Source organism: Marinomonas epiphytica (assembly GCF_054780655.1).
Map to the genome: position 1 here is coordinate 1 of NZ_BAAGVX010000015.1, position 24,317 is coordinate 24,317.

Below are 24,317 nucleotides of genomic sequence, written 5' to 3' on the forward strand. Positions count from 1 at the left end.
CCCATGATTCAAGCAAAATTCCATTGAAAACATGCGCCACCAAATCACCAAACCGTAGGGCGCCGTTAGGCCGCAGGCCGTAATGCGCCGTTGGATGCGCAGCACCCATGGCTTAACAAAATTACGGTTGGAATGTATAAGGGCTTCGCCCTCGGAGGGTTAAAATTCGTCGAGGTATTCGAATGAATGGCTTTCTATTACCTGCCCATCACGTATTACTTCGACCGTCCAAGTGCCATCAAAACCAGGCATTAATCGTTTACTGGACCATACTCGCCAGCGGTCGCCACCTATGTCGAAATCTACATCAGCTTGTTCAAAGCCATCTAACTTCCATCTATGAATCACGTGGCTGCCTGTCATACCGCGCAAATCCGTGAAAAAATAAACACGCTGAATTTCGCCATATTCCACTTTTATAGTGTCGCCAATATCATCAACAGGCTCGCGGTCGATTACATCGGTGGCGAACTGTGCACGGGCAACAATGGCGTCATTTGCCATTGCCTGGGACACACCACTCAAAGACACGGCGCTAATCAATGCAACTCGAACTAGCAATTTCCACATACTGTTATCCTAATACGGTTTCTATTTCATCATTAATTAATTCTTGTACCAGCATAGCGCTTTTATTGGACAAAAATAGCTCAGTTAACAATAAAAAACGATCTTTAATTATCTATAAACTTAATTGATACGATCTATTCGACTTTTGTATTATGGCGAAAATTACTAGCTCGCACCTCTCTATTTTTCTTGGCGGTCCGCAAGTGGCGTTGAAAAGGTGTACTCCATATCCCAAGGGAAACGGATCCAAGTATCTTGGCTTACCTCGGTAATAAAGGTGTCTACTAAGGGTTTGCCGGCAGGCTTTGCATAAATGGTTGCAAAATGCGCTTTTGGTAACATTTCACGTACTTTAGCTGCAGTTCGGCCTGTGTCAACCAGATCATCGATCAGGATATAACCATCTCCGTCACCCTCAACACCTTTCAGCACATTCAACTCACCTTGTTGGGTAGCAGCACCCGTTTCGTCTGCTTTGTAACTCACGATACAAATGGTATCAATAAGGCGAATATCCATTTCACGACAAAGAATTGCCGCTGGCACCAAGCCGCCACGAGTGATGGCAATAATGCCCTTCCAAGGGCCTTGCTCTAGTAAACGCCAAGACAGCGCACGAGCATTACGGTGCAGTTCTTCCCATGACACTGGGAAATCCTTTGAATACGGGGTCATCTAAAAGCTCCTAAGCTTAAATCAAGAAAAAGGGGGCGAACCTCTAAAATTTTAGCGGCATTGGTATACCGGCTGCAACTAAAGTTACCCGTTCGGTCAGTTTCGCTAGCATTTGATTCAGTTCACCTACTTCATCGCCAAAGCGCCGAGCCATTTCATTCATGGGCATAATACCTAACCCGACCTCACTGGAAACAATCACTAGACTGCCATCAAAAGCTTCTACGGCAGTTAAGAAGGCTTGCTTTTCTACTGCAAGTCGAGCTTCATCCTCCAAACACAGTAAGTTTGTTAACCACAAAGACACACATTCGATAATAACTGCCTTGCCGCTGCCGTTAAGTGAGGCTAATGTTTCTCCAAGGCTAATGGGCTCTTCAATCAGCTGCCAACTTTCTGGCCTTCGATCTTGGTGCTTACGTACTCGCTCAGCCATGCTGTTGTCCCACGCTTGTGAGGTCGCGATATAACAAACTGAGTCACTATACTTAGCGACGGTTTCTTCCGCAAAGGCACTTTTACCACTTCGGACGCCACCTAAAACTAAATGTTTCATGCTAGCTCTCTTCCTCCAGCCCCTTTTAAAAGACGAATAAGTGATTGATCTAAAATAGCTATTTCATCTTGCGCTGGTATAGCTACACGGATCCAAGCTTGCCCTAAACGCACATGTACACCCACCTGGTGAAGCATAGCGAAAACCTGTTCTGCATATTCTTCACTGTCGAGCTGCCAAGTAACAAAATATAAGGTTTCTGCACGTTCTTGGGTGTCAAAAATGGTATTCAGTTTAGGGCCAACACGCTCCAAAAACGTTTTCTGACGGCTAATCAAACTCTGCCGTGCCTTTACTTGCCATTGGCGGTCTAAGAGTGCCTGTCCTACTAAAAATAGGCTGGGGGTAGCAACTGGCCAAGGGCCAATGAGATTACGAATACGTTGTTGCCAGCTTGCATGCGCGAACAAAAACCCAACACGCGCTCCTGCTAGCCCAAAGAATTTACCGACCGATCTAAAAACAAAGAGGTACTGGCTAAAATTTGCAGATGCAAACTGTGTTAGCAGGCTATGTTGCGGTGTCGCATCAATAAAGGCTTCATCCACCAGCACATAAGCTGACATTTCTTCAGCACGCTGCACAATAGCCGTAAGGGTATCGAGTGGGCAGTTTTCCCCTGTTGGGTTATTTGGGTTGATAACCACAGCGACTTGCCATGAACGCTCTAGAAGCTCTTCAACATGATCATAATATTCAATAAGATAGCCCCATTTTCGCCACGCAAAGACATGCTCTTGGTAGCCAGTTCTAGGCACCATTACACGGCTTTCTTTTACATTAAGGCCGGTGTTTTCCAGCAAAAGCGGTAAAATTTCAATAAATTGCTGAGACCCAGCACCAATCGCTAAAGGTGCCTGTCCATAGTATTGTTGTGCCTGTCCTAGTAAGCAAGTAGGGTCTGGAAGCTCCATCCAGCGGTTCGGCGCCAGCTCGGGGATAGGCCAAGGTTCACGGTTACATGCGGAAGACAGGTCTAGCCAGTTTGCTGCTTGCTCACCTAGTTTATGCTGCCATGCGGCTAGGTCTCCACCGTGTTTTGGTGCGGTTAGATCAAGAGACAAATGACCATCCCCCATAAATACACACTTTTATCTACCAAAAGAATGGCCTCATTTAAATGTTTTGGCTCTGGGTCTTCCCCTTCACCTAATACAGGGCGAGTCTCGATTTTGCCAAAGTATGGCGCTTCTCCCCCTAATTTAATGTTTAAAGCACCGGCTCCAGCGGCCATTACTGGCCCCGCGTTGGGGCTTTTCCAACGAGCTGAAGGCTGTTTAGCACTGCGTATGGCTCTATGCCAGTTACCACAAGCACCATAGCTGTATACCACTAACCTTGCGGGAATAAAGTTCAGCACATCATCTATACGTGCAGCGCACCAACCAAAATGCAGAAAAGTGTCGCTCTTGTAACCCCACATAGCATCTAGGGTATTCGCTAGCCGATAAAGTAATACGCCAGGCGCTCCCAACAGGCAAAACCAAAAAATAGGAGCAAAAATAGCATCACTGCCGTTTTCTAGCACAGACTCAATACCCGCTTTCGCTACGTCAGGCGCGCTTAAATGCTCTGTGTCTCGGCTGACAATTCGACCAACGGCTTGCCTAGCTTGTACCAGATTATCTTCACTTAACGGTTGCTGCTCTAAAGGCTCTGCAATGGCAAGAGCGTGCTCCCTTAGGCTTTGCCAGCCAACAGCAAAATACAAAACCAGCACGCTTAAAAACCAATTGAGCCAATTCGGTAGCACGCTCTGTAAACACATTACCCCATATACAAATGGAGCAACCGCAAACAGCCATGCAAGCGCACCAACCAATCGTTGTCGTTCTGGCGATTGGTCGGTAGCTATTTGGCAGTGGGCACGGCATAGGTCTACCCAACGGCCGAACCAAATCAGAGGATGCCAGTTTTTCGGCTCTCCTAATAAGCGGTCCAAAATGAGCGCGGCCACTAGCGCAATGCCAGTAGAGGATATAAAACTCCAAGATAGGTCAAAAATCGAAGTGATCATGTTGATAGGTCGTTTTTTCACTTAACAAGATAAATAGGTAGGGTAAAATTCTACCATCTTATTGATTTAAAGCGTGATGAAACTGAATGTCTGCCTATAGTTTAATGGTTCAAGGAACCACCTCCGATGCCGGAAAAAGCACTCTAGTGACTGCCCTATGCCGCCTTTTCGCACGGCGAGGCATCGCTGTTGCGCCCTTTAAACCACAGAACATGGCACTCAATAGTGCGGTAACAAAAGAAGGTCATGAAATTGGCCGTGCACAAGCTGTGCAAGCTTATGCCGCCGGTTTAGACTGCCATGTTCACATGAATCCTATTCTCCTCAAACCTAATACAGACACTGGTGCTCAGGTCATTGTGCAAGGTAAGGCTGTAGGTAATATGAACGCCGTGGGTTACCACCAATATAAAGACATAGCGAAGCAGGCCGCACTCGATTCATTCCAACAGTTAAGTCAGCAATACGATGCCGTTTTGATAGAAGGCGCCGGCAGCCCTGCAGAGATCAACCTTAGAGCAAAAGACGTTGCTAACATGGGATTTGCCGAAGCCGTGGACTGCCCTGTGATCATCATTGCGGACATTGATAAAGGCGGTGTATTTGCTCATCTCGTGGGTACTTTAGAATTACTTAGCCCAAGTGAACAGGATCGCGTAATTGGCTTTGTCATTAACCGCTTTCGAGGCGACATCAGCTTGCTCCAATCTGGACTAGATTGGCTAGAAGAGCGAACTGGCAAGCCGGTTTTAGGTGTGCTCCCCTACCTGACAGGGTTTCATTTAGAATCTGAAGATGCCGTGACACAAAGCCCCATTAAGGAGAATAGTAAAGACTTACTACAAGTCGTTATTCCTATTCTACCCAGAACTAGCAACCACACGGATTGGGACCCACTACGCTTACACCCCAACGTGCAAGTCACCCTTGTGGGAGCGAATCAAACCATTCCTCCTGCCGACCTTGTGATACTTCCTGGCAGCAAAAGCGTACAGAGTGACCTTGCTTTTCTTCGCCAACAAGGCTGGGCCCATTACTTGGACAGGCACCTTAGATATGGCGGAAAAATCATAGGGATTTGCGGTGGCTTTCAAATGTTAGGGGAACGCCTGGAAGACCCATTAGGGCTTGAAAATCAACAAGCTAACACCAATAGTCCAGGCTTTGGCTACATTCCAATGACCACAGTGTTAGACAAAGAAAAACAATTGAAACGATGTGAAGGGCATTTTCACATACAAGGCAAAAAACACGCACTAACAGGCTATGAAATTCATTCTGGTATACCTCACTTCCACCAGACAATTAACGCTTTTGCCGAATTAGATAATGGCCACACCGATGGTTATCAATCTGAAGATGGGCAAATCATAGGTACCTACCTACACGGCCTATTTGATCATCCAGACGCATTACAAGCCTTGCTTACATGGACAGGCACAGAAACGAGCGAAATATTCGATTACGAGCAATATCGTAACCAAGAAATTGACCGCCTAGCCGATAGCGTCGAAAAGCATATGAACATAGACCAACTCATCAACACCATATCAAATTGAAGACCTCCAAGTGCAGGGCACCGTGAGACCGAAGGCCGTATACATGGGATCATCAAATCGTCCAATCGTAGGGCGCCGTTAGGCCGCAGGCCGTAATGCGCCGTTGCATGGCAACATCGAATCATCAAATCGTCCAATCGTAGGGCGCCGTTAGGCCGCAGGCCGTAATGCGCCGTTGGGTGCGCAGCACCCATGGTTGAACCAAATCCCATTGAAACCATGCGCCGTTGGGTGCGCAGCACCCATGATCGAACCAAATTATATCGGGGGTACACGAGGGCTACACCCTCGACGTCAAATTCGTTGCGCGAACCATGATCTACCCGCAATTTAAATTCGCAACCTTAAGACACCAACCCACTTTGTGGTTTGTCTTTGTATCGATTCAATAAATAATAAAATCGCGTAACCAAAATTACCGACAGCAATAATAACCCGAGCCCTAAACCAATGTAGAACCCCCTTAACGACAAGCTCTCTGACCAGGGGCTGTAATGAGACAACCAAAAGCCCAACGGCATGCTTAAACCAAACAAGGAAACACCAAAGGCATACATTGATGCGCGCGTATCGCGAATGCCACGTAATGCTCCGGTATAAACGGTTTGAACCATATCTGGGAACTGATAACAGGCCGAAATCACCAATAAACTGGCCGCCAATAACGCAACGTCTTCATGGCTGGTGTAAATGTATGGAATAAAGTCGTGAAGGGCCTGCGTCACACAAAAACACAAGCTAACATAAGCAAAGCCTAAGCCAATAATAATACGCATGCGCTGGCGCACGCCTGATATACCTTCTTTCGCCATGGTTTTCGCAACCACAATGGCGCTTACTGCACTCATTGCCATAAGAGGCGTAAACAACAAGGAGCTGTAAGACATAACGATCTGACCAGCACCAAGCGCTAAATCCCCGAACGAAGAGATCAACCAGGTCATGGAAGAAAACAAACCAATTTCAAAAGAGAAAGCAAAACCAGCGGGAGCCCCTACCCCTAACAAAATAGAAATGCGCCGCGTGTAGCGCCAAACTAGCTTGGTAAACAAAGGCCGACTATTAATGTATCTGTCGTATACAAAGAAAAACAGCACAGCTAAATACAAAGACATACAAGAAGCAATGGCCGCACCTTTTGCTCCCAAATCGGGTAAACCCAACTTGCCGTAGATTAAAACGTAATTAAAGCCAATGTTTAACATAAGGCCGATTGTTGCTATCGCCAACGGGATTCGCGGCCTGCCTGCGGCTTCAAATAAGTTTTTATAGGCTGTTAATAAGCCTAACATTGGCAAAGCTGGCGCAATTAAATACAAATAAGTAATGGTGACATCGCGAGTCTCACCAGGCTCTGTCATTAAGGTAGCAAAATACGGTAACAGCGTTGCTGTTAGCACGCTCGCGATGATGCCAACCATGACACACAAGCCTACCGATTGTGACATGTAAAGGTTAATCAACTTAGGCTGACGCCCATGTAAGTGGCGGGTCACCAAAGGTGTGAGTCCAAAGGTCACACCTATCATAAAGCAACCTATTGGTAACCATAAACTAGAAGCTAACCCCACTGCTGCCAAATGCTGGCTACTATAATGACCCAGCATTATGGTATCGACCACGCTGATCGATAGCTCAAGTGTAATGGTAAGCACCATAGGAAAGAGAAGATGAAGAATTTCTTTTAACGGTGACTGTGACTTAGCCATGGCACACCGCCTTATGTTTGAATGTCCGAGTTATCACGTTGATTTCCATTATTTAATCTTTAGAGACCCACTTCTATCCATTTTCGACACGAGCCTATTAAGGCTCGGTAATCTATCACTTAGTGGCGTATAATGCACCGCTCAGATTGAGGATAAGCAAGCGAAAACATAAAACACCGCCGCTTCACGAAACAAAAAGGAAAATTCACCTAATGACCATACTTGCCACCCTTGGCCCCTTACTACTCGCCCTACTACTAGGTTACTGGATCAATCTAGGTTTTTTCACCCCAAAGCGAGTTGCTACCGGCCTAGAACAACTGGTGTACATTATTTTAGGCTTGATCGGCTTTAGCCTAGGAGCCCTTGATAACCTGTTCGATAAGCTCCTTATTGCGGGTTACCAAGCCTTGATATTATTGCTACTTCTTAGCGCGATCAGTTTAGGTTTATTGTGGTTAAGCGGTAAGCGCTTTAAAGGCCACCATGCAGACCAAAATACGCAAGTAGAAAGTCACAGCAACGTATTACTGGAAGCCGTAAAAACTCTGGCCTGGGTTGTGGCTGGAATTGTATTGGGCTTTTGGGGAAAAGACTGGGCAGGCCATGTAGACGAAATTGTCACGGGGCTATTGTATGTGCTGCTCTTTTTAGTTGGCTGTCAGTTACGACAAGGTAACTACCGGTTACGAAAATTATTTCTGAACAGCCAAGGCGTGATTATTGCCAGCGTTACCATTTTTGCAACCTTGTTATCTGGCTGGCTGGGCAGCTTGCTACTGGGCTTAGACTGGTACCATGGTTTGGCTGTGGTATCAGGTTTTGGCTGGTATAGTTTATCAGGCATATTAATTACAGGCCTCGGAGACCCAGTGCTTGGCACGACCGCCTTCTTACTCGACCTAGGCCGTGAAATCATCGCCCTTAGTATTATTCCGTTTTTAGCAAGGGTGAATAGCCACCTTTCCGTTGGTTATTCCGGTGCGACTGCCATGGACTTCACCCTACCTATGTTGGGTAAATTTCATGGCGCTGAGATTATTCCTGTGTGCATTGCTAGTGGCTTTATCATGAGCATATTAGTGCCTATTCTTATCCCGCTCTTTATGGGTTTTGGGGCCTAACGGTGCTGAGAAGAGCTTTAATATTGATTTCTTCCGTCATTTTTTTGTAAATGAACAACACCTTTGACCTCGCTTTGAAAAACACCGTCATCATTGTGTAAAGCCCTTTGCCGCACAGCAAATTCTGGGCGTATTATTCAAATATGTCTTGTACTTTGCTGAACCAATCAATCTTTTGAAACTCAAACAAAGTGTGCAGGTGAAGGGGTCACTTTGATAAATGTAAAAACATAAGATTGGCATTCGTGCTACCGCTTATGTTAGAACAGTATCAACGGATCTGATTTGGCAAAGTACAAGACGTATATCCTTGATTCTACGTTGCTTATCCCCATATACATCTTATCCTGTCATACATGCTTTGATAGCGAAAATGATCAACACACAATTGAATGGAACGTTTTTATGAAAAAAACTCTTATTGCGGCACTGATGATCTCTTCTGTATCGGCTGTGTACGCAGACGACAGCGTGTCACTTGATACAAAAGAACAAAAACTTGGCTACAGCATAGGCTCTATGTTCGGCGGCCGCATGGCAACTGACTTTAGTGAGCTAGACATGGAAACATTTATTGCCGGCTTTAAAGACGCATTTGCAGGTAGTGAGCCTCTACTCACAACAGAGGAAATGCAAACTTCCATTCAAAACTACCAGCAAGAACAAGTAGCGAAAGCGCAGGCTGAGCAAGAAAAGCTAGCTGCTGAACAGCAAGAAAAAGCGGACGCTTGGTTTGCAGACATCGCCAAGCAAGACGGCGTGAAGAAAACTGAATCCGGCTTAATGTATAAAGTCATTACCGAAGGTGAAGGTGAAAAACCTGCGGCAACAGACACAGTAGAAGTAGATTACGCTGGAACATTAATGGACGGCACAGAGTTCGATAGCTCATACAGCCGTGGTGAAAGCATTACCTTCCCATTGAACCAAGTGATTCCAGGTTGGACAGAAGGTCTTCAGTTGATGAGTGTAGGTTCTAAATACGAACTTTACATCCCATCTGACCTAGCCTACGGCCCAGGTGGCACAGGCCCGATTCCACCAAACTCTCCACTTAAATTCGTTGTTGAACTGCACAGCATCGAAGCTCCAGCAGCAACAGAAGAATAACCTCCCCAAACCGCAACCAGCATAGATTGGTTGCGGTTTACGAATCCCTTGTATCTCCCACGAAATTTCATTCAAGCATGGGCGCTTCGCACCCAACGGCGCGTTACAAATTGACGGGGCATTGTGTTTAATCGAAAAATTGCATGTTGATGGGTAGGTCACGGTTCGCGAAGCGAATCTGACGCCGAGGGCGAAGCCCTCGTATAAGCCCGATGCAATTTGGTTGAATCATGGGCGCTTCGCACCCAACGGCGCATTACAAATTGACGGGGCATTGTGTTTAATCGAAAAATTGCATGTTGATGCGTAGGTCACGGTTCGCGAAGCGAATCTGACGCCGAGGGCGAAGCCCTCGTGTTACACCAATGTAATTTGTTTTATTCATGGTCGCTGCGCAACCAACGGCGCATTACGGCCTCCGGCCTAACGGCGCCCTACAATTGACGGCACATGATTTCAATGGAATTTGGTTTAATCGTGGGTGCGGCACACAATGGTGCATGACACCAATGGAATTTGGGCAATTTGTAGGTCATGGTTCGCGAAGCGAATCTGACGCCGAGGGCGAAGCCCTCGTATAAGCCCGATGCAATTTGGTTGAATCATGGGCGCTGCGCACCCATCGGCGCATTACGGCCTTCGGCCTAACGGCGCCCTACAGCCGAGGGTGCAGCCTTCGTGTTACACCAATGCAATTTGGTTCAATCATGGTCGCTGCGCAACCAACGGCGCATTACAATTGACGGCGCATGATTTCAATGGAGTTTGGTTTAATCGTGGGTGTGGCACACAATGGCGCATGACACCAATGGAATTTGGGCAATTTGTAGGTCATGGTTCGCGAAGCGAATCTGACGCCGAGGGCGAAGCCCTCGTATAAGCCCGATGCAATTTGGTTGAATCATGGGCGCTGCGCACCCAACGGCGCATTACGGCCTGCGGCCTAACGGCGCCCTACAATTGGCATCGCATGATTTCAATGGGGGTGGTGTCTCCATGGGTTCATTACGTTTTTTGGTTTTCTTCTCTTTCTGCCCATCTGGTGGCGGCCCAAAAATACACAATGGGAAAAGCAAATAACATTACCCCAATGTTGTGGGCGAACATCACTTGGGACAATCCAAAATCGATGTAACACATGGGAACCAAGGCCCCCGCCATGGCATAGGATTTCACCCGCCAATTGTGTTCATAAAGTTTCATTTTCTTAATGAACAAACGCATCGGAATCAAATACACCGCCAATAAAAAGGCCAAGCCAACTAGGCCTCGTTGCGACAAGGCATTAAAGAATTCATTGTGAGCATGTTTAAATTTGATCATTTCGGCAGGGATTAACCCTTGATCAATCAAACGACGCTTCTCTATTTGCCCGCCATATTCACCTACACCGAAAGCTGGCGCCTCTTGAAAGAGCTGAAAGGCCGTTTTCCACATATCAAAACGCATGCCTAATGACGTTGCTGTGTTCGCACCACTACTGTAATGGGACAAACTCACCATGGTTTGATCAATCTTTTTCTTCACTCCTGTTTGCGGTGTAGCAATTACCACCACCACTAGCAAAACAGCACTTACAAACGACCCCATACAGACTTTAGGGGTCAACAAATGGCGACTATGCCAAAGAATAAAACAACCAATCAGAGGAAGAGCAACCCAACCACCACGGGAGCCCGATAAGAAAGAGGTTCCAATACCACAAATAGCAGCAAGCACCGCCAAGACCACCCAGAGCAAGCGTTTTTCGGCATAAAAATACATAGCACCGGCTAGGCATAAAAGCCCCATCATCATGCCTGTATTACCAAACATTATGGGGTATTCACTGCCATGAGCTCGATCGAACCCCAGTACAAACTTTTCATAAAAAGCCAGGATAAAGGCGCTGATAGCACCAAATATAAGCCCATACCATAACCACTCTTTATGGTTATGAGAATGTAACAATAACAGCAATACAGGAAGCACAAGAATAAACCGAGAAGGCCGATCTAGCTCTCGAGTAAACCAGCCGTCTAGATAGACAAAGCAAAACATGCTTAAGCCAAAGGCTAAAAAGACAAAAAATAGCCGCTTATCATCGCCATCCAAATCAGACCATTTTGGTCTTAAATACAACAAACTGGCAGAACTTAAAAACAACAACCCTGTTGGTAGGCCATAACCATTTGGCACGCTAAGACTCAAAGCGAAGGTTAAGGAAACCAGCAGCCAAAGTAAGGCTGAAAAATAATTTCTTAACATATAAAACCGTTTTCTCTCATGCGCTCCCACAGCGCCTATCAATTATGCACCAAATTAGCATAGAAGATAACTAAAATGCTGATATTATAGGGAGCATTGTAATTTTTGTAGAATGAGACTTAAGTGAAACCAGGATTATCTTTAAAAGAACACAGTGCTTCTATTGCCATATCACTGCGTGTACTTGATTTATTCTTTATAATTACCAGTGGCTTAATAAGCCACTGGCTACGCTTTGAGCACTTTGAATTACCTTTAGCCTATAAAAATGTTCTTATGCTAGGAGTATTGATATGTGCGATTAGTCTCTCTTCTTTTGGGGCCTATCGAGCTTGGCGGGGGGCATCATTCACAAGTGAAATTCAATGTGTTATTAGCGCAACTTCAACAACCTTTCTCTTGCTCATAATCAGCGCATTTGTCACACAGTCGTCAGAGCTATTTTCACGTATTTGGGTAATGACTTGGCTTATTAGCTCAACTGGTACAATTTTAACTTACCGACTTATCCTCAGGAAAACCCTTGGCGCCCTTCGAGCTAAAGGATTTAATATTCGTCGAGTCATTATTATTGGAGATGATGAACTAGGCCAAAATGTGGCCAGCAAGTTAATATTAAGCCCTGAATTTGGTTTAGAGATACAAGGGTTCATCACAGATACGCCTGCTAAATACAAAAAAGCATTAGTGAAAGAGCTACCTATAATGGGCACCATTGAGGATATAGATAGAATAGTAAAAGAGCACCAAACAGACCAAGTATGGATCGCTCTACCTCTTAGCGAAGTAAAACGTATGGAAAAAGTACAATCAGCATTGGCTACCAGCGCGGTAACCATTCGAATGGTACCAGATATTTTTGGCTTCCAGCTCCTTAATCACTCTTTAACAGAGGTTGCGGGCCTACCTGTGATTAACTTGTCTACATCACACATGCTAGAAGGTAAAAATCGTTTTTTAAAAGAGCTAGAAGACAAAGTTCTAGCCAGCATTATTCTGCTGATGATCAGCCCTATTCTTCTTTCACTAGCTATAGGCGTGAAGCTATCTTCTCCTGGACCAGTGTTCTATCGCCAAGAGCGAGTAAGCTGGAACGGTCGAACCTTCAATATGCTGAAATTTCGCTCCATGGCCGTAGACAGTGAAAAAGACGGTGTGCAATGGGGAGGCGCTAAAAGTATGTCCGTTACCAAATTCGGGGCTTTTATTCGTAAAACCAGCCTAGATGAACTGCCTCAATTCATAAACGTACTAAAAGGTGACATGTCTATTGTGGGTCCTCGCCCTGAGCGCACTGTATTTGTAGAGCAGTTTAAAAAAGAGATACCTGGCTATATGCAAAAACACACAGTGAAAGCAGGAATTACAGGCTGGGCGCAAGTAAATGGTTGGCGCGGGGATACAGATTTGAAAAAGCGCGTCGAGCACGACCTTTACTACATTGAAAATTGGTCGCTCTGGCTCGATATTAAGATCATTATTCTGACTTTCTGGAAAGGTTTTATTCATAAGAATTCAGGGTAAAGTCTGTATATTTCGGAAAAGTCTGAGCAATAAGCTAGTTCGATAAAAATTTTAGATAGCTTTTAAAGTCTAAAAGAACTTGTTATCTACTTCCCCAGTAACACCTCACTTTGTTTTGTCGGCATAAAGGAGGTGCTGGCTAAAGTCTCCCTATATCAAAGCCTTTTTCTATGCACTTTTCTTTTATCATTGTGGAAAATTTCTTTTTAAAAATTTCTTCAGAAAAGCCATCGGCATGCTTTTTTATGATCTCAGGGCTAAGCAGTTGAGATGATCTGGACTCAAATGTCTCTATAGCTTCAATAAGGGAATCAACAGTTTGTTCGTGGAAATAAAAGCCTGTCTTACCGTCTACAACTGTGTCTAATACGCCTCCTTTCCCAAATGCAATAACAGGAGTACCACAAGCTTGAGCTTCCAGGGGTACTATCCCGAAGTCTTCTTCAGCAGCAAAAATAAAAGCCTTGGCTTTCATCATATGTTCTTTTAAAACCGAGAATTCTTGGTAGCCCATAAATACGATATTAGCATGATTGTTTGCTATACTTTCGACTTTATCTTTTTCGGGACCATCGCCAATAATTACTAACTTCTTACTAGGCATTCGAGAAAAAGCTTGAGCAATCATAGCGACTCGTTTATATGGCACTAAACGAGATGCAGTAAAATAAAAATCTTCTTTTTTTGTCTGTAGAGTGAAGTCATTCACAGTGACATTAGGAAAAATTACTTCGGAGTCTCTTCGGTAAAACTTACTAATACGTTTCTGAATAAAGTGACTGATTGCAATAAAGTGATCAACATTTTGGCTAACTACATAGTCCCAGGCTTTTATTTTATGCAAAAAATACCTTGCAAATAAAGATTTAATGCCTTTAGTTAAATGGGACTCACTTAGATATTCAAATTTTAAATCCCATGCATACCTAATGGGAGAGTAACAATAGCAAACATGCAACTGATTTGGAGATGTTATTATTCCTTTTGCAACTGCGTGACTACTACTGATGACTAGATCATAATCTGAAACATCTATTTGCTCGATAGCAAAAGGCATTAATGGCAAATAATTCCGGTATTTTTTTTTGGCAAAAGGTAGTTTCTGAATAAATGTTGTTTTGACTTTCTTACCCTTTAAATATTTATATCTATTCTCGGAGTCGAAAAAATCCACAACCGCAAAAACATCGGCATCAGGATAAATTTCAAGTATCGCACGAACAACTTGCTCAGCCCCACCAGGTGTTACGAACCATTCATGCACAATAGCAATTTTCATAGTTCAAATCTCGAATTCCCAACATCATAATTTTTTATTCCGACACACAATGACTCGTTCATAAAACTAGTAGATAATACCTATATTCATATAAGACCCTTTAATAAAGCTACTAGGAGCGAACTTGCTTAAGCAACCGTTAATTGTTGATTTAGATGGAACTCTAATCAAAACAGATATTCTATATGAAAACGCTAACAGTTTCATTTGTTCGTCTCCTGAAAAAGCACCTCTACTATTAAAGTGGCTATTGTCTGGCAAAAGCACACTTAAGGACGAACTATCTGAGCGCACTGGGGTCGATGCATCTACTCTGCCCTATAATGATGAGTTACTTAACTGGTTACAAGATGAGAAAAGTAACGGACGAGAAATTGTACTTGCTACAGCTAGCCATCATATCTTTGCCGAGCAAGTAGCCAAGCATTTAAAGCTGTTTGACTTAGTACTCGCGACAGATAAAGAAACCAACCTTAGAGGACAAAATAAAGCAGACACACTTATTAAGCTTTACGGTGAGAAAGGCTATGACTACGTTGGAGATTGTCATGCTGATCTACCTGTTTGGGAATCAGCTAACGTATCTCACCTTGTTGGAACATCAAAAGGACTAATAAATGATATTAAGAAAGTCAGTACGTTAGGCCATGTTTTCAAGGCAAACCGTTCATCACGGATAGAAATTTTTATAAAAGCAATAAGATTACACCAGTGGATAAAAAATTTACTTATTTTCGTCCCACTTCTGGCCGCCCACTCAATTACAGACCTGAACAGCGTGATCATAACCTTGCTAGCTTTTCTAGCCTTTGGGTTAACCGCTTCTAGTGTTTACATTTTGAACGACCTAGTGGATGTACAAGATGATCGACACCATCATAGTAAGCGCAAGCGCCCATTTGCTTCAGGAGACTTATCATTAGTTCATGGCTGGCTAACATGGCCCTGTTTACTCATTGCCGCCTTACTCTTGTCTTTAATGCTTTTACCATTTGCTTTCTTTATAAGTTTAGTATCGTATTATACGCTCACCCTAGCTTATTCTTTTACTCTTAAACGCAAAGCTATTATTGATGTTATTACCTTAGCGATGCTTTATACAATCAGAATAATCGCTGGCGCAACAGCAACAGCAACAATACCCTCTTATTGGCTGCTTGCATTTTCTATATTTATATTTTTTTCATTAGCATTAATAAAACGCTATAGCGAGCTCAAAACAGCTCGTGAGATAGGCAAGGAAAGGCTGAGAGGGCGTGGCTATTTACAGGAAGACTTGGAAGCCGTATCTGCAATGGGCACTTCTTCTGGATATATTTCTGTACTCGTATTTGCGCTATATATTCAGGACCCTAATACAGCTCACATGTATTCAAATACACAGTTCTTATGGGCGGCCTGCCCAATATTGGTCTACTGGATATCACGAGCTTGGCTAATTACCCACAGAGGAGAAATGCACGATGACCCAATTGTTTTTGCGATTAAAGATAAACCGAGCTGGCTAGTTGGTACTTTGTTTGTTCTAGTATTTGTTTTGGCTGGAGTGACATTGTGAACAAAGCTGCTAGAATCACTTTTCTATATGTAATATTTGCAGCCATTGCCACAGCAGCAAACCTTAGCACTCAAGCGTTAAGCATTTGGATTTACAATGGCCCTTATTCAATTCCAATATCAATTTTTATAGGCACTGCAGCTGGTTTGCCCATTAAATATGCATTAGAAAAAAAACATATATTTGAGTTTGAATCCGAAAGCATTAAACATGACGGCAAGCTATTTATTTTATATTCAGGCATGGGTGTTTTCACCACCGTAATATTTTGGGGCATTGAGTATGCCTTCCATCTATTTTTTAATAGTGACGGTATGCGTTATTTGGGCGGGGCAATTGGCCTTTCCATTGGGTACCTTATAAAGTACTGGCTAGACAAAAAATATGTTTTTATTAAAGCAGCATAAATATGAAAAAAGTAACTTCCTGGGGGCAGATAATTAATGCCCCTCATTCTCAGGTAATACCAGATAATTCCACCTCTATTGATGAGTTATTGGCTGGAATGAAAGAACCCTTATGCATACACGGGAAAGGAAAAAGTTATGGAGATATCGCCCTGAACCCATATGGGGTACTTTTCATGACAGATTACTTGGACAACTTTCTTTATTTCGATACTAAAAATGGGATCATCCGCTGTGAACCAGGTGTATTGCTAAAGGACATACAGCAGATTGCGATTAAATATGGATGGTTACTAGCCGTGACCCCTGGCACTCAATTAATCAGTGTCGGGGGAGCAATTGCAAATGATGTTCATGGTAAAAACCATCATATCCACGGCACGTTTGGACACCACCTTAGATCAATAGAATTACTTAGAACTGATGGGGAACGTATAAAGTGCAGCCAAGTAGAACGACCTGACTGGTTCCAGGCGACTATCGGTGGTCTAGGGCTTACAGGCATTATAGTGGAAGCTGAGATTCAGCTATTAAAAGTTTCAGGACCTTATCTAGAAACTGAGACAATTCCCTATAGCAACCTAGCAGAGTTTTTTGAACTCTCCACTGACTCTGAAGCTAAATGGGAGCACACAGTATCTTGGATTGATTGCGCAACAGGTGGGAAAAGTAATCGTGGAATCTTCATGAGGGCAACCCCGTCATTAGCTGTTAACCGCCAAATACAAGAGAGCACTACGAAAACAATAGCATTCACACCTCCAGTTTCACTTATTAATAAACTTAGTTTGAGACCTCTCAACTTTACATATTTTCATTTACAGAAAATGAGAAAGGGTAGAAAGAAGGTCCATTATGAGCCATTTTCATACCCTTTAGATAACCTATATGAATGGAACCGGATTTACGGGCCAAAAGGGTTTTATCAATATCAGAGTGTTATACCGTCTCGCGATAGCGAGGCTGCGACAGAAGAAATGCTAAAAGTTATCAAGCAATCAGGTACTGGATCTTTCCTTGCGGTGCTAAAAGTGTTTGGTGACATTCCGTCCGCAGGCATGATGAGCTTCCCTAAAAAAGGCGTTACTCTTGCACTTGATTTCCCAAATAAAGGGGAAAAATCAGAAAGGCTATTTCGTCAATTAGATAGCATAGTTGCTGAAGCAAAAGGAAGAATTTATTGCGCAAAAGATGCAAGAATGCCTAAATCACTTTTTGAATCAGGCTATCCAGAACTAGAACATTTTTTAAAATACAGGGATAAAGGAATAAGCTCAGCTTTATCACGCAGACTTCTTGGAGAATAATATGAATGATGTACCAACAATTGTAATAATAGGTGCCACATCAGCAATGGCAATCCATTGCGCAAGAATTTGGGCTAAAACAACCGCAAACTTTATACTTGTGGGCAGAAACAAAGCAAAGCTAGATCAAGTAGGTACAGATTTAGGTGCTCGATCACCTCATAGCACAACGAAGACTGTCGTTATAAATTTCAATGATGAACACGAGATTTCCAAGCTAGCAGAAGAAATCGGTAGAGAACACACTATTGATAAAGTTCTAATTGCCCACGGAACACTACCTAATCAATACGAATGCCAAGACAGTATTCACGAAGCTAAGCAAGCACTACTTATTAATGGTATTTCACCAACGCTGTTCGCGGAAGCCTTTGTAAAAGTATTGGAAAGGCAAGATTATGGAAACATCATACTCGTTGGCTCTGTTGCCGGAGATAGAGGCCGTAAAAGTAACTATATATATGGCTCAGCAAAAGGCTTAGTAACACGGTATGCTCAAGGCTTGCAGCATAGACTATATAAAACAAACGTTAACGTTTTGTTGGTGAAGCCGGGGCCTACCTCAACCCCTATGACAGCCAACCTAGAGATAAACACTGGACTTGCGAAAGTTGAGGATGTTGCTAGAGATATAGTAAAAGCAGATCAAGACAAAAAATCTGTACTTTATACCCCTAATAAATGGGGCTTAATTATGCTAATTATCAAGCTTTTACCACCCCCTATATTCAACAAAACTAACATATAAAAGACTTTACAATGATTAAAAAGAACCTGATAAGAATAAACTTTTTGTTTTTTATTTTTATAATAATCTCCCAAGCATTACTGTATCCATTTTTAATTCAAGAAGGAAAACTATGGCTAAACAATTTCTTAATCGTCGAATACGAAAAAATAATAAAAATCATTTCACTAATGACACCTTACATTTTACTATCAATCTTTTTGAAAAAATCAATAAATAGCAATATAATTTTAGCCTTAAGCGCACTTCCACTATTTATCTTAATAGAAACTATACCTTTAGGAGATAACTGGCAGTATCAAACGGATGTTCAGCCTAACCTTTGGTTATCTGAAGTATTTGGAAGCTTATATGCTAAAGCTTACTACCAATGGGGATATCAATGGATGAGTTATATAGTAAAGCCTTTGATTGGGTCATTTAGCATATATCTCATGCTTAGCATTATAGATGAGATATCAAAACAAGCAAACGATAAGAAAAACAATAAAATATTAACACGAAGCATAGTAATATCATCCCCTTGGGTATTAACAATATATCAAGGTAATGGAGATGTGATTTTTTTTGCAATTCCTGCAGTATTGATATTAATTAAAACAATATATGACTTATGGCAAAGCCAAAAAACAGATAGCAAAACTAAACTGATAGCCTCAGCCAGCTTTACGTTTTCTATATTCAGTCATATGGGAGCCTTAGTTTTATCTCCTGCTATCATCATAGTACTAGCCTTAAAGAAAAGATTCTACGACATCTTTGTAATCTACGGGCTAATCATATTAATATCACTAGCAACAGTACTACTGTTAAAGCAGTTAGATCTAGCCATTATAATGGGTAATGTTGGGGAGCACTCAATTATATTTAGTATTCCACAAGAATCAAGAGTCAGTTTCACAAGTGTTGAATATTTAGCTAGAGGCGCAAACATTTTATCTGTTGCATTTCCTTTATTTCTTTTATTCGTTATTGCTATGGCGATAGATGGATTTAGAACCTTAAGAAGAGACAATAGCATTTCCCCATTATTATTATGTAGCAATGCCTACTTTTGCTTTATATATATGGTTAATTTTCATTTTGGCTTTTATAGCGACATTGACTTAATGATCTACTTATCTCCTATTTTCATTATCACAGCTATCACCATCATAATAAAAACGGAACAATATAAAATTATTGAACGGTTGAAAATCCCTTTATCTGCACTCTCGATCCTAATTTCGGTATCTATCCAGACAAACATGGTAAATTAAATACTTTAAAGTAATGGCACTTTAAACCTTAAGTGCCATTACTACCAATAACTAAGAAGCACCATGCCATTTAAAATTATGCTTTTCCAGTAAGACTCAAGCTCACGCCCTAATTTCATAATAAAAACTCACTTTCCAAGTGAGCTATATTAAGAGGACTTTTTTTATAATAATCAAATTGAGGTTCAATTAAATTTCAATTTAAGTTTCATAAAAACTTTTTCATAGAGTTCATAAGAAAAGTATGCAAGCCCTACGGTGAGAAAAAATGAGATTAGAGCAACAAATACATTATGATTTATAAAAGAAGAAGGAGATGGTATTTTTACAGCCAGCTCTATAGCCGTAGAATGAAAAACATACATTCCGAAGCTAAGGGTAATCCCCCCGAAAAATAACAGCAGTCAAAAGTAGAATTTTCTCGTAATCTAAACGCAGGAGGTTCTGCATGAAAAAGTCACGTTATACCGATAGCCAGATCATGGCGATTTTGAAGCAAGCGGAAGCTGGCACAACGATTCCTGAACTATGTCGGGAGCACGGAATGAGTGCCGCTTCATTCTACAAATGGCGAGCAAAATACGGTGGTATGGATGCATCACTAATGGCTCGAATGAAAGAGCTTGAAGAAGAAAACCGTCGTCTTAAAAAGATGTATGCTGAGGAACGCTTAAAAGCTGAGATTATTCAGGAAGCCATGGCAAAGAAGTGGTAAAGCCATCTGAGCGAAGAATGATGGCTTTGGATGCTGTGGCAACTAGGATAGTGAGCATTCGTTTGGCTTGCTCGGCTTTTTCGATCAGTGAAACCTGCTATCGTTATCAGAGCCAAAACAGCGATGAAAACACACAGATTGCAAAGCTACTGGTCAATCTGACCGTAGAGCAATCGGATTGGGGCTTTGGGCAGTGTTTCAACTACTTACGCAATACAAAGGGCCACTCTTGGAATCATAAGCGCGTTTATCGCATCTACTGTGAGTTGGCTCTGAACCTGCGTATTCGCCCAAGACGACGGCTTAAGCGAAATGCGCCGGAAGCACTAAAAGAACCGACAAAGCCGAACCAAGTCTGGTCGATGGACTTTATGCATGACCAACTGGCAGATGGACGAAAGTACCGTCTGTTTAATGTGATCGACGACTATAAACGTGAGGGATTAGCCATGGAAGCAGGCTTCTCCTTGCCGTCACAGAGAGTGATTCGGGTTCTGGATCAACTACTGGAGTGGCGAAAGAAGCCTATAGCACTTCGCTGTGATAACGGTCCGGAGTTCATTAGCCATGAGTTCGTTAAATGGGCAAAAAAGAAAGGCATCAGAATAAACTATATTCAGCCAGGTAACCCTCAACAAAATGCGTATATTGAGCGTTACAATCGAACAGCGAGATACGGATGGGTCAGCAAACATCTATTTGATACGCTTGAAGAAGTCCAAGACTATGCAACAGAATGGCTGTGGTTTTACAATTATGAAAGGCCACATACTGCCAACGGAGGTAAGCCACCTCTAATGGCTGCTTAACCTCTACTTTTGAACTAAGTTAAAAAAGGGAGGATTACCTAGGTAAATGACCTAAGAAAACCCAAAAAAACGCTATAAACCTTAATCCATCTAAGAAAGGAAAATAAAAACCGTCCCTATAATTCCCAATACTTTTATCATTAATCACTATAGTATGCCTTATCATCAATAATTGTAAGAAACATCTATTTATTGCTTTATTACTTTTTCTATAAGGAATGAAACCACTTCCCAAGAGCAGTTAAACTCGGGGGGATTTGCAGGCCTCTCTTCTTGAGTAACTAGAATTTCCATTATTTTCTCTTCTATACTTTTAAAATCATGAGGAGTGACAAAAGAAACCAATCCCATAGATATTTCAGAAAGGGCAGTTGTATTTGAAGAAAGCACAGGTGTACCAGATGCTACAGCTTCTAATACTGGCAGCCCAAAGCCTTCATAAAGTGATGGAAAAGCCATGAGCCTTGCCCCTTTATACAATTCAGCAAGTTGCTGCTCTGTAGCATAGCCAAAAAAATGAACCCTATCAGCAATGTCGTGTTGCTTAATTAATTCATCGAGCTCTGACGTTACAAGACCAGTAAAAATTAAATGTATATCTACTTTCTTTGATACTTCATGAAACGCCCGAATTAGCCTCTCTTCATTTTTGTGCTTCTTTCTATTGGAAGGACAAAAAATGTATTCATAGCCAGGCTCATATGCTTTTTCATTCTTATAAAATATATCAGAAACCCCACACCCAACATTTACGACCTTGCTTTCACGGACGCCACTCCACTCCACTATCCTTCGTTTCGAAAACTCTGAAATAGTAAAAATCTTCTCTGCTTTAAAGCAACCTGGCTTTATGACTAAACGATAAAAAAGCCTTTTTATAAGGCTAGAATTATAAGGGACATCTAAATGATTAAGATCGTATATGACAAAATAAAACTTTTGCTTAGAGAAAAAAGGTGGAATATATCCAAAATATAAAAAGATATCTTTAGAGCTATAAAATAAGCTTTGAAAGGCATAAAAAAATGTCACTAAAGGTGAGGCAGGAGACTTAACCTTCTTTAGTTTATGAGCTTTAGTTAAACGAGAGCTTACTTCCGAATAAAATCGGCCTATCCCTCCTTTTCCTTCCCAAGAAGGGTCTATACGCAGTTTAGGCATAGAACATTGCCTTTAAGGTTTCTTGAAGGCTATATTTAACTGTTTCAGAAGTTAATGAATTAAGTTTCGTGTTATCCCCACCGAGTATTTTAATTTCATTTTTTCTAACGAAGTCGGGGTTAACTTTCACAGAAATATTATAGCCTGCAAGAACTTGCATCTCTTCTATAATATGAGATAGGGAATAAACAGATCCTGAACATAAGTTTACTATGTCAGAGTGTGCGCTCGATTCTAACAACCGAACATAATAACGGCTAATGTCTCTTACATCACTAAAGTCGCGATATACATCAATATTACCAAGTTCAATTGACTTTTCGCCACGCTTAAAATGACTCACAATTTTGGGCACTAAAAATTTTATATCTTGTCCAGCCCCTGTATAATTGAACGGCCTAGTTATCAAAATAGGTAACTTGTCAAACCACAGCTTCGACATATGCTCCATTGCTAGCTTGCTCATTGCATAATGGTTAACTGGTGAAGCTGGCTGCGTTTCAGATATTTTTTCTACTGTAGGGTTACCATACACATTAGCACTGCTAGACAGAATGATTTTTGCAACATCTAATTCAAGCTCTGCGCATGCCTCTAATATATTTAGAGTTGCAAATAGGTTCACGTCATAAAAAGCACTAGGATCATCATGCCCAACAAACGACAAAGCAGCTAAGTGAATTATGTAATCAGGCTGATACTTTTGAAAACAGTTTTTAACTTTTTCCTTGTTAGATAAATCGCACTCAACTTGATACTCAAAAGCTTTCGACCTAACTATTTCAATTACTTGGTAACCCTTTGCTTTCAACTCAGCAATGACATAGCGGCCTGTAAAACCATTTGCACCTGTAATCGCAACTTTTTTCATTATATGAGCCTTTAACATTTACACAAAAATAAAGGCGGCAAAGCCGCCCTAGTAACCATAACTTAACTTCTAAAATGAGAAACCTTGTTCGTTACGACGCAGGTCTGCTTCAACCATCATCGCACATAGTTCTTCAAGAGTCGTTGTTGGCTCCCAGCCCAATTCATCTTTAGCTTTTTGTGGATTTCCGATTAATAAGTCTACTTCGGCAGGACGGTAAAATTTAGGGTTCACTCTAACAACAACTTTTCCTGTTGCTTTATCTGTAGCGGTTTCATTCTCTTCTGTGCCAGACCATTCAAGCTCAACGTCAGCAGCTTTAAAGGCCATGGTCACAAAATCACGAACCGTTTCCGTTCGATTTGTAGCAAGCACATATGTATCTGGCTTATCAGCTTGAAGCATTCGCCACATTCCTTCTACATAGTCTTTTGCAAAGCCCCAATCGCGCTTTGCGTCCATATTTCCGAGCTCCAGAACATCTTGCTTCCCAAGCTTAATTTTAGCCACCGTATCAGTAATTTTACGCGTAACAAATTCTTGGCCACGTAAAGGGGATTCATGATTAAACAAAATTCCGCTAGTGGCAAAAATATCATAAGATTCGCGATAGTTAATTACCATCCAATGTGCATAAAGCTTTGCTACACCATAAGGGCTTCGTGGATAGAATGGAGTAGATTCTCGCTGCGGTATTTCTTGAACCTTACCAAACATCTCAGAAGTTGATGCTTGATAAAAACGAATTTTAGGGTTAACAATCCGAATTGCTTCAAGTAAGTTAACTGGGCCAATTCCCGTAATTTCCGCAGTAGTTAACGGCTGATCAAACGATACACCAACAAAGCTTTGAGCAGCTAAGTTATATACTTCATCTGGCTGGGCTTCTTGTAGAAGCCGAATACTTGAAGACAAATCAGTCAGATCATACTCAACAAGATGAAGGTTTGGGTTATTTTGGATACCAAGCTCTTCTATGCGCCAAAAGTTAACAGAACTTGTACGACGGTAGGTACCATATACGATGTAGCCTTTTTCTAAAAGTAATTCCGCTAAGTAAGCAGCATCTTGGCCGGTAATACCTGTAATAACCGCTGTCTTCATTAAACTCT

General features: G+C 42.1%; 21 protein-coding genes. 10 read left to right on the forward strand and 11 right to left on the reverse strand.

Annotated elements, in window-relative coordinates:
* Window positions 1-159: 159 nt before the first annotated feature.
* The 5 genes from ACYVGZ_RS04240 to cbiB all read right to left on the reverse strand — a co-directional run bounded on the left by ACYVGZ_RS04240 (window position 160) and on the right by cbiB (window position 3,818).
* Window positions 160-570, reverse strand: a complete 411-nt coding sequence (locus tag ACYVGZ_RS04240) for a DUF2914 domain-containing protein (RefSeq protein WP_460751674.1) — start codon at window positions 568-570, stop codon at window positions 160-162.
* 180 nt (window positions 571-750) lie between these two features.
* Complete coding sequence (gene gpt, locus ACYVGZ_RS04245; RefSeq protein ID WP_460751679.1) at window positions 751-1,245, reverse strand: xanthine phosphoribosyltransferase; 495 nt, start codon at window positions 1,243-1,245, stop codon at window positions 751-753.
* Window positions 1,246-1,288: 43 nt separating this feature from the next.
* Window positions 1,289-1,801, reverse strand: a complete 513-nt coding sequence (cobU, locus tag ACYVGZ_RS04250) for a bifunctional adenosylcobinamide kinase/adenosylcobinamide-phosphate guanylyltransferase (RefSeq protein WP_460751682.1) — start codon at window positions 1,799-1,801, stop codon at window positions 1,289-1,291.
* The gene (locus ACYVGZ_RS04255) at window positions 1,798-2,880 is read right to left on the reverse strand and encodes an aminotransferase class I/II-fold pyridoxal phosphate-dependent enzyme (RefSeq protein ID WP_460751686.1); all 1,083 of its coding nucleotides are present in this window, start codon (window positions 2,878-2,880) and stop codon (window positions 1,798-1,800) included. Before ACYVGZ_RS04255 ends, cobU begins: the two co-directional genes overlap by 4 nt.
* On the reverse strand, window positions 2,850-3,818 hold the full coding sequence (gene cbiB / locus ACYVGZ_RS04260; RefSeq protein ID WP_460751689.1) for an adenosylcobinamide-phosphate synthase CbiB: 969 nt from the start codon (window positions 3,816-3,818) through the stop codon (window positions 2,850-2,852). Before cbiB ends, ACYVGZ_RS04255 begins: the two co-directional genes overlap by 31 nt.
* Window positions 3,819-3,904: 86 nt before the next feature.
* Between cbiB and ACYVGZ_RS04265 the strand changes: the two genes are divergently transcribed.
* Complete coding sequence (locus ACYVGZ_RS04265) at window positions 3,905-5,377, forward strand: cobyric acid synthase (RefSeq protein WP_460751693.1); 1,473 nt, start codon at window positions 3,905-3,907, stop codon at window positions 5,375-5,377.
* 344 nt (window positions 5,378-5,721) lie between these two features.
* Here ACYVGZ_RS04265 and ACYVGZ_RS04270 read toward each other — a convergent pair whose 3' ends face one another.
* Complete coding sequence (locus ACYVGZ_RS04270; protein WP_460751697.1) at window positions 5,722-7,086, reverse strand: MATE family efflux transporter; 1,365 nt, start codon at window positions 7,084-7,086, stop codon at window positions 5,722-5,724.
* Window positions 7,087-7,298: 212 nt separating this feature from the next.
* On the opposite strand from ACYVGZ_RS04270, the gene ACYVGZ_RS04275 reads away from it, so the two are divergent.
* Window positions 7,299-8,210 (forward strand): LysO family transporter, encoded by a 912-nt coding sequence (locus ACYVGZ_RS04275; RefSeq protein WP_460751700.1) that lies wholly within the window; start codon window positions 7,299-7,301, stop codon window positions 8,208-8,210.
* Between the two features lie 405 nt (window positions 8,211-8,615).
* Complete coding sequence (locus ACYVGZ_RS04280; protein WP_460751703.1) at window positions 8,616-9,320, forward strand: FKBP-type peptidyl-prolyl cis-trans isomerase; 705 nt, start codon at window positions 8,616-8,618, stop codon at window positions 9,318-9,320.
* Window positions 9,321-10,325: 1,005 nt separating this feature from the next.
* Here the strand turns inward: ACYVGZ_RS04280 and ACYVGZ_RS04285 are convergent.
* A complete protein-coding gene (locus ACYVGZ_RS04285; protein ID WP_460751706.1) occupies window positions 10,326-11,567 on the reverse strand; it encodes an O-antigen ligase family protein in 1,242 nt (413 codons plus the stop codon).
* A 123-nt stretch (window positions 11,568-11,690) separates the two neighbouring features.
* Between ACYVGZ_RS04285 and ACYVGZ_RS04290 the strand changes: the two genes are divergently transcribed.
* Window positions 11,691-13,091 (forward strand): undecaprenyl-phosphate glucose phosphotransferase, encoded by a 1,401-nt coding sequence (locus ACYVGZ_RS04290; RefSeq protein WP_460751709.1) that lies wholly within the window; start codon window positions 11,691-11,693, stop codon window positions 13,089-13,091.
* A gap of 139 nt (window positions 13,092-13,230) precedes the next feature.
* Here the strand turns inward: ACYVGZ_RS04290 and ACYVGZ_RS04295 are convergent, their stop codons facing one another.
* Complete coding sequence (locus ACYVGZ_RS04295; RefSeq protein WP_460751711.1) at window positions 13,231-14,370, reverse strand: glycosyltransferase family 4 protein; 1,140 nt, start codon at window positions 14,368-14,370, stop codon at window positions 13,231-13,233.
* 124 nt (window positions 14,371-14,494) lie between these two features.
* On the opposite strand from ACYVGZ_RS04295, the gene ACYVGZ_RS04300 reads away from it, so the two are divergent.
* The 6 genes from ACYVGZ_RS04300 to ACYVGZ_RS04325 all read left to right on the forward strand — a co-directional run bounded on the left by ACYVGZ_RS04300 (window position 14,495) and on the right by ACYVGZ_RS04325 (window position 21,173).
* The gene (locus tag ACYVGZ_RS04300) at window positions 14,495-15,928 is read left to right on the forward strand and encodes a UbiA family prenyltransferase (protein ID WP_460751714.1); all 1,434 of its coding nucleotides are present in this window, start codon (window positions 14,495-14,497) and stop codon (window positions 15,926-15,928) included.
* Window positions 15,925-16,335, forward strand: a complete 411-nt coding sequence (locus tag ACYVGZ_RS04305) for a GtrA family protein (RefSeq protein WP_460751716.1) — start codon at window positions 15,925-15,927, stop codon at window positions 16,333-16,335. The genes ACYVGZ_RS04300 and ACYVGZ_RS04305 overlap by 4 nt, the downstream gene beginning before the upstream one ends.
* A 2-nt stretch (window positions 16,336-16,337) precedes the next feature.
* Window positions 16,338-17,642 carry an FAD-binding oxidoreductase gene (locus ACYVGZ_RS04310; protein WP_460751719.1) on the forward strand — a complete coding sequence of 435 codons (1,305 nt, stop codon included), beginning with the start codon at window positions 16,338-16,340 and terminating at the stop codon, window positions 17,640-17,642.
* Window position 17,643: 1 nt separating this feature from the next.
* Window positions 17,644-18,390, forward strand: a complete 747-nt coding sequence (locus ACYVGZ_RS04315) for an SDR family NAD(P)-dependent oxidoreductase (protein ID WP_460751722.1) — start codon at window positions 17,644-17,646, stop codon at window positions 18,388-18,390.
* 11 nt (window positions 18,391-18,401) lie between these two features.
* Window positions 18,402-19,649 carry a hypothetical protein gene (locus ACYVGZ_RS04320; protein WP_460751725.1) on the forward strand — a complete coding sequence of 416 codons (1,248 nt, stop codon included), beginning with the start codon at window positions 18,402-18,404 and terminating at the stop codon, window positions 19,647-19,649.
* Between the two features lie 448 nt (window positions 19,650-20,097).
* A protein-coding gene (locus ACYVGZ_RS04325) for an IS3 family transposase (protein ID WP_460751728.1) occupies window positions 20,098-21,173 on the forward strand; the annotation gives its coding sequence in 2 pieces (ribosomal slippage) (window positions 20,098-20,359 and window positions 20,359-21,173; 1,077 coding nt in all).
* 189 nt (window positions 21,174-21,362) lie between these two features.
* On the opposite strand, the gene ACYVGZ_RS04330 is transcribed toward ACYVGZ_RS04325, so the two are convergent.
* From ACYVGZ_RS04330 to gmd, 3 genes are all read right to left on the reverse strand, one after another.
* The gene (locus tag ACYVGZ_RS04330) at window positions 21,363-22,334 is read right to left on the reverse strand and encodes a glycosyltransferase family 4 protein (RefSeq protein WP_460751731.1); all 972 of its coding nucleotides are present in this window, start codon (window positions 22,332-22,334) and stop codon (window positions 21,363-21,365) included.
* The gene (locus tag ACYVGZ_RS04335) at window positions 22,327-23,205 is read right to left on the reverse strand and encodes a GDP-mannose 4,6-dehydratase (protein ID WP_460751733.1); all 879 of its coding nucleotides are present in this window, start codon (window positions 23,203-23,205) and stop codon (window positions 22,327-22,329) included. Before ACYVGZ_RS04335 ends, ACYVGZ_RS04330 begins: the two co-directional genes overlap by 8 nt.
* A gap of 69 nt (window positions 23,206-23,274) precedes the next feature.
* Window positions 23,275-24,309, reverse strand: a complete 1,035-nt coding sequence (gene gmd / locus ACYVGZ_RS04340; protein WP_460751737.1) for a GDP-mannose 4,6-dehydratase — start codon at window positions 24,307-24,309, stop codon at window positions 23,275-23,277.
* Window positions 24,310-24,317 lie beyond the last annotated feature (8 nt).

Bases quoted from the DNA above. Each gene is read 5' to 3' on its own strand.
- ACYVGZ_RS04240 (WP_460751674.1), bottom strand. From the start codon at position 570: ATGTGGAAATTGCTAGTTCGAGTTGCATTGATTAGCGCCGTGTCTTTG.
- gpt (WP_460751679.1), bottom strand. From the start codon at position 1,245: ATGACCCCGTATTCAAAGGATTTCCCAGTGTCATGGGAAGAACTGCAC.
- cobU (WP_460751682.1), bottom strand. From the start codon at position 1,801: ATGAAACATTTAGTTTTAGGTGGCGTCCGAAGTGGTAAAAGTGCCTTT.
- ACYVGZ_RS04255 (WP_460751686.1), bottom strand. From the start codon at position 2,880: ATGGGGGATGGTCATTTGTCTCTTGATCTAACCGCACCAAAACACGGT.
- cbiB (WP_460751689.1), bottom strand. From the start codon at position 3,818: ATGATCACTTCGATTTTTGACCTATCTTGGAGTTTTATATCCTCTACT.
- ACYVGZ_RS04265 (WP_460751693.1), top strand. From the start codon at position 3,905: ATGTCTGCCTATAGTTTAATGGTTCAAGGAACCACCTCCGATGCCGGA.
- ACYVGZ_RS04270 (WP_460751697.1), bottom strand. From the start codon at position 7,086: ATGGCTAAGTCACAGTCACCGTTAAAAGAAATTCTTCATCTTCTCTTT.
- ACYVGZ_RS04275 (WP_460751700.1), top strand. From the start codon at position 7,299: ATGACCATACTTGCCACCCTTGGCCCCTTACTACTCGCCCTACTACTA.
- ACYVGZ_RS04280 (WP_460751703.1), top strand. From the start codon at position 8,616: ATGAAAAAAACTCTTATTGCGGCACTGATGATCTCTTCTGTATCGGCT.
- ACYVGZ_RS04285 (WP_460751706.1), bottom strand. From the start codon at position 11,567: ATGTTAAGAAATTATTTTTCAGCCTTACTTTGGCTGCTGGTTTCCTTA.
- ACYVGZ_RS04295 (WP_460751711.1), bottom strand. From the start codon at position 14,370: ATGAAAATTGCTATTGTGCATGAATGGTTCGTAACACCTGGTGGGGCT.
- ACYVGZ_RS04310 (WP_460751719.1), top strand. From the start codon at position 16,338: ATGAAAAAAGTAACTTCCTGGGGGCAGATAATTAATGCCCCTCATTCT.
- ACYVGZ_RS04315 (WP_460751722.1), top strand. From the start codon at position 17,644: ATGAATGATGTACCAACAATTGTAATAATAGGTGCCACATCAGCAATG.
- ACYVGZ_RS04320 (WP_460751725.1), top strand. From the start codon at position 18,402: ATGATTAAAAAGAACCTGATAAGAATAAACTTTTTGTTTTTTATTTTT.
- ACYVGZ_RS04330 (WP_460751731.1), bottom strand. From the start codon at position 22,334: ATGCCTAAACTGCGTATAGACCCTTCTTGGGAAGGAAAAGGAGGGATA.
- ACYVGZ_RS04335 (WP_460751733.1), bottom strand. From the start codon at position 23,205: ATGAAAAAAGTTGCGATTACAGGTGCAAATGGTTTTACAGGCCGCTAT.
- gmd (WP_460751737.1), bottom strand. From the start codon at position 24,309: ATGAAGACAGCGGTTATTACAGGTATTACCGGCCAAGATGCTGCTTAC.